Genomic DNA, 12811 nt, shown 5'->3' on the forward strand with positions numbered 1-12811 from the left:
CGCGGATAGATATGGTGATATCTGTTACAATAGTTAGTACTGATAAAATAGGAGGTCATTCCATGGCAGATGAAACAGAAACTGTCGCGTTGAGCGTGCCACAAGATATCACAGCTGAACAGGCAGTTTTGGGATCAATTTTATTGTCGACGGATCCGCAAGATTTAATTGCCGATTTGATGACAATTTTGGAACCGTCTGATTTCTATCGCACGGCCCATCGTTTGATTTATGCGGCAATTTTGAAGCTTGATGAATCGCAATGCGCAATCGATATATTGACAATTGTCGATGAATTGAATAAAGACAATCAAGTCGAGAACGTTGGTGGAATGGCCTATTTGGCGGAGCTGGCCTCGACGGTGCCGATTGCTAGTAATGCGTTGTACTACGCCCGAATTGTCCGTGAGAAGTCAATTCGCCGCAATATGATCGATACGTTGCAAAGCAGTTTGACGCAAACGTATGAAGGCGCTGATTCGGTCGATGACGCGGTTGCCGAATTATCAACCAAGCTGGATATGATTAACGGTGGCGAAAAGAGCGCTGACTTTAAGAATATCGCGGACGTGGTTGAGAAGTCATTTGAACAAATTGAACAAAACTCACGCACGACAGCAACGGTAACTGGATTGGCGTCCGGTTATCCGGCTTTGGATAATCTAACAACTGGTTTTCACGGTGGTGAAATGATTATTGTGGCTGCGCGTCCTGCCGTTGGTAAGACCGCGTTCGTCTTGAACATCGCCCAGAAGGTGGCCGTAGCCGATCCAGATTTACCAGTTGTTGTGTTCTCGCTGGAAATGCCGGATACGTCACTGGTTAACCGTATGCTCGCGGCTGAAGGAAATATTAATTCACAGCATATGCGTACTGGTCAACTTGATTCTGAAGAATGGAATGCGTTGGCGGTCGCGATGGGATCGTTAGCAAATACAAAAATCTATATCGATGATACGGCTGGAATTAAGGTAACAGAAATTCGTTCAAAGTTACGCCGTCTTTATAAGCGTGAAGGTAAGCTGGGATTGGTCATTATTGATTACTTGCAGCTGATTGAAGGAACGGGTAGTGAAGGTCGTCAGCAAGAAGTGTCAGCCATTTCACGTGCCATCAAGATGATGGCGATGGAGATGGATGTGCCGATTATTGCACTATCGCAGTTGTCACGTAGTGTGGAACAGCGTCAAGATAAGCGTCCAATGCTGTCAGATATCCGTGAATCTGGATCAATCGAGCAGGACGCCGACATCGTTGCTTTCTTGTACCGTGAAGACTACTATGAGAAGGCTAACGATGATTCAGATAACCCCAATGACCCACGCGATGAAGAACAACAGGACGTGGGAGAAATTGAAGTTATCTTGGAAAAGAACCGTTCTGGTGCGCGTGGAACGGCACGCTTATTGTTTGTTAAGTCATACAATAAGTTCTCAAACATTGAGTTCCACGCTGAAGAACCGGGTGGATTCGGTTAAACAATATCGGTTATTAACGGGGTTACCAACTTGGTAACCTCGTTCTTATTTTTGGAAAAAAGGAGATACAGTTATCATGCAAACACAACAAGCCGGCATGTCACTTCGTTGGTTATTAACGGCAAGTTTTATTAATAATGTGGCTTATGGATTTATCTGGCCCTTAACTTCAATTTATCTACATGACCAACTGTATCAGACCTTGGTTGTTATCGGTTGGGTCATGATGGCTAACGCGATTGGACAGGCGGTTGGTTCACTAGTAAGTGGCCGATTATTTGACCGGTTTGAACCCCGTAAATTGATGCAGGTTGGTACACTAATGATGATTGTCATTAATTTGCTCTTCATCTTCTTCCATGGCTGGCCAAGTTATGCCGTTATTTTGACATTAGCCGGTTTCTTCGGTGGGTGGAACACGGCCACGATTAATTCTTATGGGACATATGTACGAAGCCATGATGGTCGTTTTGTATTCAACATGTTGTACTTTATTAGCAATTTTGGCATGGTGTTTGCGACTGCTGCAGTTGGTCCAATTTATAATTTTGGCATTACCTGGCTATTCTGGTTGGCTCTCGTCATGTATTTAGTGCTAATGGCAATCGTAGAATTCACCTTCAAAATTAAAGTGGAACGCATCCAACAAACTGAGCGAAAACAAACCCTGCAGTTGCCCAAGTGGAATGTGCGCTTAATCTACACAGGCGTTATTGGATTGGTTGTTCTGTGGGTTTCATATTCACAGTGGCAGGGAAATCTGTCAATTTACATGTCTAGCATCTTGAAGTTGCCAGTTTGGCAATATTCAATGCTATGGACTATCAACGGTGTTTTGATTGCAATTATTCAATTGGGCATGAATGCCTTGAATTTATCGGCAGACCGTAAATCAATGTTCATCCAAATTTATGCTGGGCTGATTATGTTTGGCCTTGCCTTTATGATTTTGCCGTTTGCAAAGTCGTTTACTGGCTTTGCGATTGCAATGGTTGTCACGACCATTGGTGAAGCAACGGCCTTCCCAATGATTCCAGCGTTAGTTAATGAGTTATCGCCATTAGAGCTAAAGGGGCGTTATCAGGGAATGACGGCTGCCGCACCATCTGTTGGTCGGGCGGTGGGACCGTTGATTGGTGGTGCTGTCATAGAACAAAGTGGATATGGTACTATGTTCTATGGTGGTGCAGGAGTTGTGTTTATCGCCTTTATTGGGGTAGCAATCATGATAATGACCGGCTATCGCCACACCACGCAATATGAATAAAGCGAGGGTCTGCAATGAAATTAGGGATGTTCCGATTGGGGATGCGGACGTTTAAAACGGGACTATCAGTGATGGTTATCATTGCCTTGTTTGCGTTTTTACATCGTGGTAATCCAATGATTGCTTCACTGGCTGCCGTATTTTCGTTGCGACAGGACTTTGAAACAACGTTAGACTTTGGTAAGTCGCGTGTGATTGGAAACGCCATTGGTGGTATTTTCGCGATTACCTATTTTTTTGTTTTTGATTTATTAGATGAATCGCAGTGGGTCACAATTATCGTGGTACCGCTATTATTGATGCTATTGATTTCAATTAATGACGGTTTGAACAACAATAAAGGATTAATTGGTTCTGTAGCGGCCTTCTTGATGATTTCGTTAACGATCCCTGAAGGAGCCAGCTATATGTATGCTATCGAACGTGTCTTTGATACGTTCTTAGGTACCGTGATTGCAATTGTGATGAACATTGGCGTTCATCCGCGTGACGTGGCTACGATTGCGGCTGATTTGGCTGAGCGCCAACGGCATAGTAAAAAATGATGATCGAAAAGTCTGGCTTAGTGACCTGAATGGGTTGTTGATCCAGGTTTTTTTTGCATATTACCGCAACTTATATTAGAATTACATGAGAAAACTAAGCGTGTGGGGATACAAGTATGCGGGAACAAGATAAGTTAACCATTTTGCGTGATTTGATTACGTTGAATACAGTTGCGGATAATGAAACATCGGTTGCAATCTTTTTACAGGGTCTATTGCGCAAGCATGGGATTGATGCACAATTGGTGACAGACGATAATACGAAGCGTGCCAATTTGGTGGCCGAAATTGGGGATGGTCAAGGACCAGTATTGGCATTTGCTGGTCACGCAGATACGGTTCACGAAGGTGATTTAACGACTTGGTCAACGGATCCCTTTACGCTGGTTGAACAAGATGGCCGTTTATATGGTCGTGGTACGACTGATATGAAGGGTGGTTTGGCAGAATATGTGATTGCGATGATTGAACTGCATGAACAAGCTGTCCCACTCCATGGCACATTACGTTTGTTAGTGACGGTTGATGAGGAAAAGACTGAAGCCGGGGCACGCCTGTTAGCTGATCGGGGTTATGCGGATGATATCGATGCGATGGTCATTGCCGAGCCGACAGGGGTTGCTTTGCCAGATATTACAGACTATTTCCAAAGTGGTGGCGCAGTAATTGATGAAGCGACTTTGAAGGAATTGCAAGTAGCTATTGAAACTGCAACAGCACCGGAGCAACACTTCATCTTTCACGCGCACAAGGGCTTTTTGGCGTATGAAGTAACGGCGACGGGAAAAGCTGCGCATAGTTCAATGCCCAAGCTTGGCGTGAACGCGATTGACCACCTGGTAACGTATTACTTAGCTGAGAAGACATTCTATGGCACCTTGCCAGAGGTTAGTCCAGTCTTGGATCGGACATTGTACGGACCGGATGTCATTCGGGGAGGGCAACAACAGAATTCAGTGCCTGACTCAGCAACCCTAACGGTGTTAACCCGAATCATTCCTGAGTTACCACCAAAAGCGTTGATTGCACGATTAGAGCGGCTGGTTGCAGAGGTAAATGCGACCGATGAAACCATGCAATTGGCCTTGCATGTGAGCGCTTATGATGATGCGGTGGTGACACCAAAAGATAGTCAACTGATTCAATTGATTCAACGGTTGGTGCCAGACTACTTGCCCGAACCCTTGGCTGCACCAGCTATTGCGGTATCCTTGGGAACAGACGCTTCACAGTTTATCAAAGCTAATCCGAACTTAGAACTTGCAGTAATTGGACCGGGTAATGCGACAGCGCACAAGGCTGATGAGTACGTTGAACGCAAGGCGTATTTGGATATGGTTGGCCTATACGAAGCAATTGCAAAACAGTATTTGCAATAAGTTCCTTTTTTGATAGGCGAATTGCGAGTGCCTAAACCTAATTATTTACCAAGACAAGGCCCTCCTTGGATAAGAAGCGAACAGAAAGACGAACCTGTTTCCTTGTTCTCGGCGAATGATTAAGCGATTGCAGACTGAGAGACAACCGAAACACCATGGTAACCAGCAAACGCCTGCTAGACGTTTGCTGGGTTTTTTGTCTGATTTGGCGAAGTCACACCCCACCCACCATGCCTCGTCGCAACGCGACGATCGATACAAACTACGATCGACCAAATGACTTTTCATAAGCAAAAGCCGATTAAACAGCGTAAACTAGAATCAAGATTAAAAGGGTTGAGGTGACACAAATGGCATTATCATTTAAAGAGTTATTAACGGCAGTACCTGTGGTATTGCGGGGTGGTAACGTTCCAAATATTGTCGGTGAAGCAGGAATTGGTAAGTCAGCCTTAGTTGCTGAAGTGGCCCGTCAAATGGGGGCAACTTTGTTTACGACGGTTGTGTCATTGTCAGAAAAAGGTGACTTGGCAATTCCTGTACCACCTTTGACAAGCGAGGCTTATGTCGAAACAGAAAAGTATGGTTCGTTAGCCGATGTGCAGTATGGCTACACTCACACATTGATTGAAATTATTGAAACCGCACAAGCGCAACCAGGTCGCCCTATTTTGTGGTTCTTGGATGAATTTAATCGTGGGTCACAAGCAGTGCAAAGTGAATTAATGAATCTAGTGTTGCAACGGCAAATCAATTCGTTGGTGTTGCCTGAAGAAGTGAAGTTGGTAATTGCTGAAAACCCTGATGAAACGATGACTGGATTTGAAAATGCAGATTATGGGGTTGTTGCTGGTGATGCAGCTATCAAGGATCGTACGGTGCGATTGGTGATGAAGGTTGATGTAGCCGGTTGGCTTGCCTGGGCTGCTGAAGAAGATGCACAAAAGCAACGCCCACATATTCATGATTTGATACAACGTTATCTTCAAGAGGATGCGACCCAATTGTATCCTGTTGACCGAGGAGACGATTTGAATCCAACCCCTCGTGCTTGGCAGCGTGTCTCGGATAATTTGTTTGAGTTGCTGGTATTGCCGGATGAGACGCAACGAGCTTTAGTTTTTGATTTGGTCGCGGGTGATTTGGGTGAAGTTGCCGCACAACGTTTTGTGCAATTCAAGCAAACTAATCAAGAAACACTGACGCCAATGGATATTTTTGTGAGTCAACCTTTGGGTCCGGTAGTGCCCGAAAAGGTGATGCAAACGTACCAAGGTTTACCAGAAGTTCAAAAGTTGGCCTTGCTTAAGTCAACTTTGGTCGCAATTGATGTCGCCCAGCCAGATAATGCCGGGCGATTCGCACAAATTTTAACGGCAACAGCCAAGGATGGTCAGTATGCGATTGTGAAGCAAGTGGCTGCTGGTGATGTCTTAGAAAAACTTTATGGCGCAGATGATGAATCAGCTAAGGCGTTGTATCAATTGATTACGAAGGTTGCGGCCTATGACTTATCAGAAGATTGATGGATTGGTTCAGAAAGCCACAATGAAATTGCTTGACGAAAGCCGATTTTATGGTGAAGTCGTTTTGCGATTAAATCGGATCTATGATGAAACAGTTGGGGGCACGATGGGTTTGTCATGGCAGGCACCATTTTGGGAATTGCGAATTAATCCGATTTTATTTGAAGAAGTTTATCATACGGTTGCCGAAGTAAAGGGCGCCCTCACGCATCAGGTGTTACACATGGTGTGGGAACACCCAATTCGTTATGCAGATAAAATGAATGAGAATGCAGCTGAAGCCAAAATGGTTGGTCTAGCAACTGACTTAGCGGTTAACCAATATATCCGTGGCGGGTTCCCGGGGGCGCATACCTTGCAAGAGGTGACAGATATGATTGACTTGCAACTGCCGGAATATTCAGATTCAAGTACCTACTACAATTTGTTGCATCCGTTGATGGATACAATCGATAATGAAGGCGCAAGTTCGCAGTTGCCAGGTGATGATCATAAGGGATGGTCAACCGGGGCTGAAGCTGGCGAAGAAGCAGAATCTGCTTTGCGGAATGTAGTTGCAGATGCTAATCATGATGCCTTGGTGGCTGGTCGTGGGACGATGTCAGGCGAAGTTGAACGGCAAATCGAACAACTATTAGCACCACGGCGTAATTGGCGAGGCTTATTGCGGGAGGCTATTAGTAATGTGCCGGCAGATAAACAAGATAGCCGCGCGCGATTTAATCGTCGTCAACCATATCGGATGGAACTGGCCGGAAAAATTGATGCCACGCAAACAAATGTCGTTGTATTTATTGATAATTCAGCATCAATTTCAGACGAGACGGCGATGCGTTTTATGGCTGAAGTTGCTCAAATGCAGAAGCAATTGGCGGCGAGTGTCCATTTTTATGCCTTTGATACAGTTGCAACACCAATTGATAAACAATGGCTGGCCAAGGGTCAACGCCGTGCGGGTGGTGGCACTGCATTTGCGCCGATATTTGAACAACTACAGCAAGATCTTTATCGTCCTGAAAGTACGGTTGTCGTAATATTTACGGACGGTGATGGCGAACATGATATGGTACAACCGAAGTATCGCCGTTTGGTCTGGGTACTGCCCGAGGGCGTGGACTTATCATTGACCGAACCGTTCGGTCAGGTCGTGCGATTAACAAAGTGGGAGGACTAGTGTGTTAGATCCATTAATGTTGCGTGCTGTCATTTTACGAGCACCACAATACGAACGTGCAGTAGCACTATTATGGAACGAGTGGAATCGGTTTGTCATCGGTCATCCGATTTCACCAACGACAATTGCACTTGATGATGCACAATTCGCAACCGCTTTGCTTGATGCTGATTTGGTTGTGGAAGCGGCATTGCGCGATACGTCAGCAGAATTTTTCGAAACAAATCAACAATGGCTAAGCGATGAGGCTGTTGTTTGGATAAAGGAGTGGACTGATGGCCGAAACTGATTTGAACCCAATTGATTTACGATCATTTATTAATAAGGATCGCCGTTATGAACGGGCGGAGGCTTTAATTAAGGGGGCTTGGGAAGATTTATTGTTATCACAACCCTGGGGGATGACAACAATTAATATGGCTGATGTCCAGTTTGCGGAAGCATTGTTGCAAGCTGACTTGGTACAACCAGTTAGACAGCGGTTTGACACGTTTACGGATCTACAACAGTTTATCCAACAGAATAGTATGCGGTTGACACCTGATGTGGTGACCAGTTTGAAGAGTCGTTTTGATATGTGATGCTAACTTAAAAAGCCGTGTCGTAGTGACACGGCTTTTTAAGCTTCGTCGTCCTCTTTCACAAGGAACCAGTTGTTCATCCACCAACCACGGTAGAAGCCTTCCATGGAAATAATCTGTGACAATGAGGCAAGAACCAAGGTGATTTGGAGCCATAGTTTACCGGATGTAAATAACGGAATGCTCATCATCGCAGCGGTCACCAAGTAAATCACAATGCGCCCTCGTTGTGAGAGTTTGCGTTGATAGATACCTTCATGAATGTACGTCTGATAGTGTTTATTGTTAATCAGCCAGCTGTGTAGTCGCTCTGATGAACGACCCCAAAAGAAGGCGGTTAGTAAGTAGAATGGGGTGGTTGGTATCCCGGGCACCCAAATTGTGACGGTTCCGATACCAAAGGTAATTAGACCGGCCAATATATATAAATAGCGCATAAATCGTTGTCCTTTTGGATAGTAGTTTCAGTATAGCAAGGATAACAGTCCGACAAAAGGGAAACATAACCGATACGGTAGAATTTCGCAAACCCTTATAAAGTTGCTATAATGAAACAAAAGACTCGAAAGGATGCCATGACCATGGAGATATTGGAACGTGCCTACGCAAAGCTCAATATTAGCCTTGATACCCCGTTTGCCCACGCAGACGGTGAACAAGAGTGGGACATGTTGATGGTCGCAATTGATTTGGCCGATACGGTGACAATCAGGACGACTACGGCGCATACGAATATCATCGTCGATTCGACAAGTGGCTTGTTGCCGTTGAATGAGAAAAACCTGGCCTATCAAGCGGCAGAATTGATGCGACAGCGCGCAGATGTTGCGGACGGGGTGGAAATTCATATCGATAAGCATATACCGGTTGCGGCAGGAATGGGCGGTGGCTCTTCAGATGCAGCTGCTGTCTTAAGGGGACTCAATAAAATTTGGCAACTGGACTTAACAGAAGCCCAGTTGGCTGACATTGGCTTGAAGATTGATGCCGATGTGCCCTTTTGTGTCTACTCTCGCCCTGCCCGGGTGACCGGCCGTGGTGAAGTGGTCGATCCGCTGGCGCAAAAATTACCACCACTTTGGCTAGTGGTTTCGAAGCCTGCTGTAAGTGTTTCAACACCGAAAATTTTGAAAATGATTGATTATGATAGTTTGGTGCATGGAGATATGGGTGGCTTAATGGCAGCAGTTGAAGCTGGTGACTTTAAGACGGCTTTTCATAACATGTTCAATGTGCTTGAACCGGTTACTGCCTCGAAGTATCCGGAAATTATCAAATTAAAAGAAAAAATGCTTAAATTTGGGGCTGAAGCGGTTCAAATGTCAGGTACTGGGCCGACCGTTTTCGCAATTACCGATAAAGCGTCGCGTGCAAAGCGGATTTACAATGCCGTACGTGGTTTTGTTCCCGAAACGTATATGGTGCGACTTGTAAATTAAGTCATTGAGAAGCGGTCAGATATGATTGCTTCTTTTTGTTCTCGTTAAACATTTATTTGACGAACGAATATTCAATATTTAAACGTTTAACCATTTAAAAATGAACATTATAAAAAGTGAATTCGCTATTTTGGGTAAAACACGAACAAAGAGGTTTACAAAGTCGCGAAAGTCAGTTATATTATTCACACAGATGACAAAGTTATCAAAAATTATAGGGTTTTATTCATAAAGGGGAATAATAAACATGGCTTCAAACGTAAAGATGTTGCTTGCCGGTGCTGCGGTGCTGGTTATTGCTGGTGGCGCCTATGCCGCTCTATCTGGAAACAAGTCAGCTTCAGGCGAATCCGCCAAGACATCAGTGGCTTTGGTAACTGATGGTGGGGGTGTCGATGACAAGTCTTTCCAACAATCAGCTTGGGAAGGCTTGAAAAAGTGGGGTAAGGAGAACGGCGTTAAGCAGGGGAAGGGTGGTTACACATACTACCAGTCAAAGACGAACGCTGACTTCAAGACGAACTACGATCAAGCGGTAGCAGCCGGATTCAAAAATATTTATGGGATTGGCTTCCAATTGACGTCAACCATTAATGAGGAAGCTAAGAAGCACCCCAAGACAAACTACATGATTGTCGATGATGTTGCGAAGACGCAAAAGAATGTGGTGTCAGTAACGTTTAAGTCTGAACAGTCATCATACTTGGCTGGTGTTGCAGCCGCCAAGACAACTAAGACGAATAAGTTGGGCTTCGTCGGTGGCATGGAGTCAGCCGTAGTGAAGACTTTCGAAGCTGGTTTTACGGCTGGAGCGAAGTCAGTTAACCCGGACATTCAGGTCGATGCGCAATACGTTGGTAGCTTTACTGATGCCGGTAAGGGTAAGACGATTGCCGCATCAATGTACCAAAACGGCGCTGATGTTATTTTCGCAGCGGCTGGTGGAGCTGGTGCCGGTGTCTTCACAGAAGCTAAGGATTTGAACAGTGAAAAGAAGGCGGCTGATAAGGTTTGGGTTATCGGTGTTGACCGTGATCAAAACGCAGACGGTGCTTACATGGCTAAGGATGGCAAGTCAAACTTTACGTTGACGTCATCAGTAAAGAAGGTCGGCAAGGCTGTTGTTGATGTCACTGAAGAGGCAGCTAAGGATAAGTTTCCTGGAGATGAGCACTTAGTTTATGGGCTGGAAGATAAGGGTGTTGCCGTGACTCGTGGACACATGTCGGCAGTAACTTGGGATGCTGTTCAAGCGGCTAAGAAGCAAATCATCGACGGTAAGGTAGAAGTACCTGTGAAGTAATTTAAAGTTCGAAAAGCATTCATCATAAAGCGTGATGAGTGCTTTTTGTTCGTGTTTTGTGCTGTTTGTTATGTTTTGTCCTGAACTTTATTGTTTAAAAACGAATGATTGTGTTTACAAAACGTTTTGTTCGGGTTATCATTGTGAGGTTGGTTAATTAAAACGTTTAATTAACGCAAAACACGAACTTTAAATTAATTTATTTTACAAAATAGGGGTTAGTTATGAATCGTAAGGTTGTTTTGGGTACGGGTGTTGTTGTAGTTGCAGCAGTTGCAATTGGATTCTATGCGAGCGCAAATAAAAGTGATGCGGCAACTAGTAAAGCTTCTGTGGCATTGATTACGGATGCGGCAGGTATTGATGATAAGTCGTTCCAACAATCGGCTTGGCAAGGGCTAACGAGTTGGGCTAAGGCAAATGATGTGAAGCAAGGTAAGGGTGGTTACACTTATTTCCAAGCAAAGACATCTGCCGATTTTGAAACAAATATCAATCAAGCCGTGGCTAATGGTTACCAAAATATTTATGGGATTGGGTTCCCTAAGACGCCTGCGATTAATGCAGCTGCCAAAAAATATCCTAAAAATAACTTCATGATTATTGATGACATTGCTAAGAAACGCCAAAATATTGTCTCGGTTACGTTCCACACTGAACAGTCTTCTTACTTAGCCGGTGTTGCGGCTGCGAAGACAACTAAAACAAATCAACTTGGTTTTGTCGGCGGGATGGCATCCGCCGTTGTTAAGACATTTGAGACAGGTTTTATTGCCGGGGCCAAGTCTGTTAATCCTGATATTAAGGTCGATGTGCAGTATGTTGGTGATTTTGCTGATGCTGGTAAGGCCAAAACGATTGCCGCTTCAATGTACCAAAATGGCTCAGACGTAATTTATCAAGCGGCAGGTGGTGCCGGGGCTGGGGTGTTCACTGAAGCAAAGGATTTGAACGAGAAGCAAACAAAGGCCCGCAAAGTTTGGGTTGTGGGGGTTGATGTAGATCAAGCAGCCGATGGGGCTTATCAAGCAACTGATGGTAAGAGCAACTTTACATTAACATCGGCAACGAAGGGCGTTGGTACAGCGGTCAAGGATGTCACTGAACGCGCCGCATCTGATAAGTTCCCGGGTGGTCAACACCTAGTCTATGGTTTGAAAAACAAGGGGGTTGCGGTGACCCGCGGCCAAATGTCTGATGGCGCTTGGCAAGCGGTGCAAAAGGCGCAAAAGGCGATTGTCGCGGGGGATGTTAAAGTGTCGTCTAAGTAGTAACCCTTTTTCCACCACATTTATTTAGGGTTGGGTTATACTAACTAAAAATAAACGAATGAGGAATTTGAACATGGCAGATGTGATTTTCAACCGTCCACTACAAAATGAAGATCTTGAAGCAACGCTTGATGCTTACGAGAAAGATGTAAACCCTGAAACAGAGCATGATTTCATTGCGATGCTGGGCGCTGCGCAATTGCTTGCGCCAGTTCAAGTTGATGCGGAATTGACTGATAATGGGGATGGTACTTTCTCAATTGATTCTGAAGTAGCTGCACAATTGAACTACCAAGTTATCCAAAACCAAAGGGAAGAAGTGTTCTTCCCAGTATTTACGAGCACTGGAGAGTACAACAAGTGGTCAACAGATGTTGAAGGTGTTGTGGCCTTGACGGTTTCATTGGAAACTTATGCAGCTTTGATGTCAGCTAACCCAGATACTGGTTTGGTAATTAATGCATTTGGGCAAAATGTTGTGATGAACCAAGACAACATGAACTATGTGATGGCAACGTTGACGCAAATGCGCGAACAAGACCCAATCACGCTGGAAGAGCCAGTTGATGACCAATCAGACTTTGCGGCAAAGTTGGCTGAGCAATTGCCAGAAAACATGCCAGAGATGAACACGGTATGGGCAATCGATTTGGTTCGTGCACCAGAACGTACATTGATTTACGTGATCCACACTGAAGGTGATCCAGAAGAAGCTAAGGCACAATTCTTTGCATTTGCAACGATTAACAATGCCCCAGCGTTTTCAAATGTGTTGAGCATTGAGGAAATTGGTTACCCACGTGCAGCCGCCTTTACGCCAATTTACAACAAGGCTAACTAATTGATAC

General features: G+C 44.8%; 13 protein-coding genes. 12 read left to right on the forward strand and 1 reads right to left on the reverse strand.

Annotated elements, in window-relative coordinates; genetic code table 11:
* The first annotated feature begins 62 nt into the window (after positions 1 to 62).
* The 8 genes from dnaB (at position 63) to EST42_RS09075 (ending at position 7950) form a co-directional block, all read left to right on the forward strand.
* Entirely contained in the window at positions 63 to 1478 is a 1416-nt protein-coding gene (dnaB, locus tag EST42_RS09040) for a replicative DNA helicase (RefSeq protein ID WP_134645122.1), read from the forward strand.
* Positions 1479 to 1554: 76 nt separating this feature from the next.
* A complete protein-coding gene (locus EST42_RS09045) occupies positions 1555 to 2745 on the forward strand; it encodes an MDR family MFS transporter (protein WP_134645123.1) in 1191 nt (396 codons plus the stop codon).
* Between the two features lie 14 nt (positions 2746 to 2759).
* Positions 2760 to 3290, forward strand: coding sequence for an FUSC family protein (locus EST42_RS09050; RefSeq protein WP_134645124.1), 531 nt, complete (start codon positions 2760 to 2762; stop codon positions 3288 to 3290).
* A 116-nt stretch (positions 3291 to 3406) separates the two neighbouring features.
* Positions 3407 to 4669, forward strand: coding sequence for a M20/M25/M40 family metallo-hydrolase (locus EST42_RS09055; protein WP_134645125.1), 1263 nt, complete (start codon positions 3407 to 3409; stop codon positions 4667 to 4669).
* A 350-nt stretch (positions 4670 to 5019) separates the two neighbouring features.
* Positions 5020 to 6195: an ATP-binding protein gene (locus EST42_RS09060; RefSeq protein ID WP_134645126.1), complete on the forward strand. Its 1176-nt coding sequence runs from the start codon at positions 5020 to 5022 to the stop codon at positions 6193 to 6195.
* Positions 6176 to 7369, forward strand: coding sequence for a VWA-like domain-containing protein (locus EST42_RS09065; protein WP_134645127.1), 1194 nt, complete (start codon positions 6176 to 6178; stop codon positions 7367 to 7369). The genes EST42_RS09060 and EST42_RS09065 overlap by 20 nt, the downstream gene beginning before the upstream one ends.
* 1 nt (position 7370) lies before the next feature.
* Positions 7371 to 7658 (forward strand): hypothetical protein, encoded by a 288-nt coding sequence (locus tag EST42_RS09070; protein ID WP_134645128.1) that lies wholly within the window; start codon positions 7371 to 7373, stop codon positions 7656 to 7658.
* Positions 7645 to 7950, forward strand: a complete 306-nt coding sequence (locus tag EST42_RS09075) for a hypothetical protein (protein ID WP_134645129.1) — start codon at positions 7645 to 7647, stop codon at positions 7948 to 7950. The genes EST42_RS09070 and EST42_RS09075 overlap by 14 nt, the downstream gene beginning before the upstream one ends.
* A gap of 38 nt (positions 7951 to 7988) precedes the next feature.
* On the opposite strand, the gene EST42_RS09080 is transcribed toward EST42_RS09075, so the two are convergent.
* Positions 7989 to 8387, reverse strand: coding sequence for a YbaN family protein (locus EST42_RS09080; protein WP_134645130.1), 399 nt, complete (start codon positions 8385 to 8387; stop codon positions 7989 to 7991).
* Positions 8388 to 8531: 144 nt separating this feature from the next.
* On the opposite strand from EST42_RS09080, the gene ispE reads away from it, so the two are divergent.
* From ispE to EST42_RS09100, 4 genes are all read left to right on the forward strand, one after another.
* Entirely contained in the window at positions 8532 to 9389 is an 858-nt protein-coding gene (gene ispE, locus EST42_RS09085) for a 4-(cytidine 5'-diphospho)-2-C-methyl-D-erythritol kinase (protein ID WP_134645131.1), read from the forward strand.
* 247 nt (positions 9390 to 9636) lie between these two features.
* Positions 9637 to 10692: a BMP family lipoprotein gene (locus EST42_RS09090; protein ID WP_134645132.1), complete on the forward strand. Its 1056-nt coding sequence runs from the start codon at positions 9637 to 9639 to the stop codon at positions 10690 to 10692.
* Between the two features lie 224 nt (positions 10693 to 10916).
* Entirely contained in the window at positions 10917 to 11963 is a 1047-nt protein-coding gene (locus tag EST42_RS09095; RefSeq protein WP_134645133.1) for a BMP family lipoprotein, read from the forward strand.
* A 73-nt stretch (positions 11964 to 12036) separates the two neighbouring features.
* Positions 12037 to 12804, forward strand: coding sequence for an SseB family protein (locus tag EST42_RS09100; RefSeq protein ID WP_134645134.1), 768 nt, complete (start codon positions 12037 to 12039; stop codon positions 12802 to 12804).
* The last annotated feature ends 7 nt before the right edge of the window (positions 12805 to 12811 follow it).

The sequence above is a fragment of the Weissella cibaria genome, from assembly GCF_004521965.1.
In the GTDB taxonomy this organism is placed as follows: domain Bacteria; phylum Bacillota; class Bacilli; order Lactobacillales; family Lactobacillaceae; genus Weissella; species Weissella cibaria_A.

What these genes read in the sequence shown, in the direction of transcription:
- EST42_RS09100 (WP_134645134.1), top strand. Translation starts at nt 12,037, where the DNA reads ATGGCAGATGTGATTTTCAACCGTCCACTACAAAATGAAGATCTTGAA.
- EST42_RS09055 (WP_134645125.1), top strand. Translation starts at nt 3,407, where the DNA reads ATGCGGGAACAAGATAAGTTAACCATTTTGCGTGATTTGATTACGTTG.
- EST42_RS09095 (WP_134645133.1), top strand. Translation starts at nt 10,917, where the DNA reads ATGAATCGTAAGGTTGTTTTGGGTACGGGTGTTGTTGTAGTTGCAGCA.
- EST42_RS09080 (WP_134645130.1), bottom strand. Translation starts at nt 8,387, where the DNA reads ATGCGCTATTTATATATATTGGCCGGTCTAATTACCTTTGGTATCGGA.
- ispE (WP_134645131.1), top strand. Translation starts at nt 8,532, where the DNA reads ATGGAGATATTGGAACGTGCCTACGCAAAGCTCAATATTAGCCTTGAT.
- EST42_RS09065 (WP_134645127.1), top strand. Translation starts at nt 6,176, where the DNA reads ATGACTTATCAGAAGATTGATGGATTGGTTCAGAAAGCCACAATGAAA.
- EST42_RS09050 (WP_134645124.1), top strand. Translation starts at nt 2,760, where the DNA reads ATGAAATTAGGGATGTTCCGATTGGGGATGCGGACGTTTAAAACGGGA.
- EST42_RS09060 (WP_134645126.1), top strand. Translation starts at nt 5,020, where the DNA reads ATGGCATTATCATTTAAAGAGTTATTAACGGCAGTACCTGTGGTATTG.
- EST42_RS09075 (WP_134645129.1), top strand. Translation starts at nt 7,645, where the DNA reads ATGGCCGAAACTGATTTGAACCCAATTGATTTACGATCATTTATTAAT.
- EST42_RS09045 (WP_134645123.1), top strand. Translation starts at nt 1,555, where the DNA reads ATGCAAACACAACAAGCCGGCATGTCACTTCGTTGGTTATTAACGGCA.
- EST42_RS09090 (WP_134645132.1), top strand. Translation starts at nt 9,637, where the DNA reads ATGGCTTCAAACGTAAAGATGTTGCTTGCCGGTGCTGCGGTGCTGGTT.
- dnaB (WP_134645122.1), top strand. Translation starts at nt 63, where the DNA reads ATGGCAGATGAAACAGAAACTGTCGCGTTGAGCGTGCCACAAGATATC.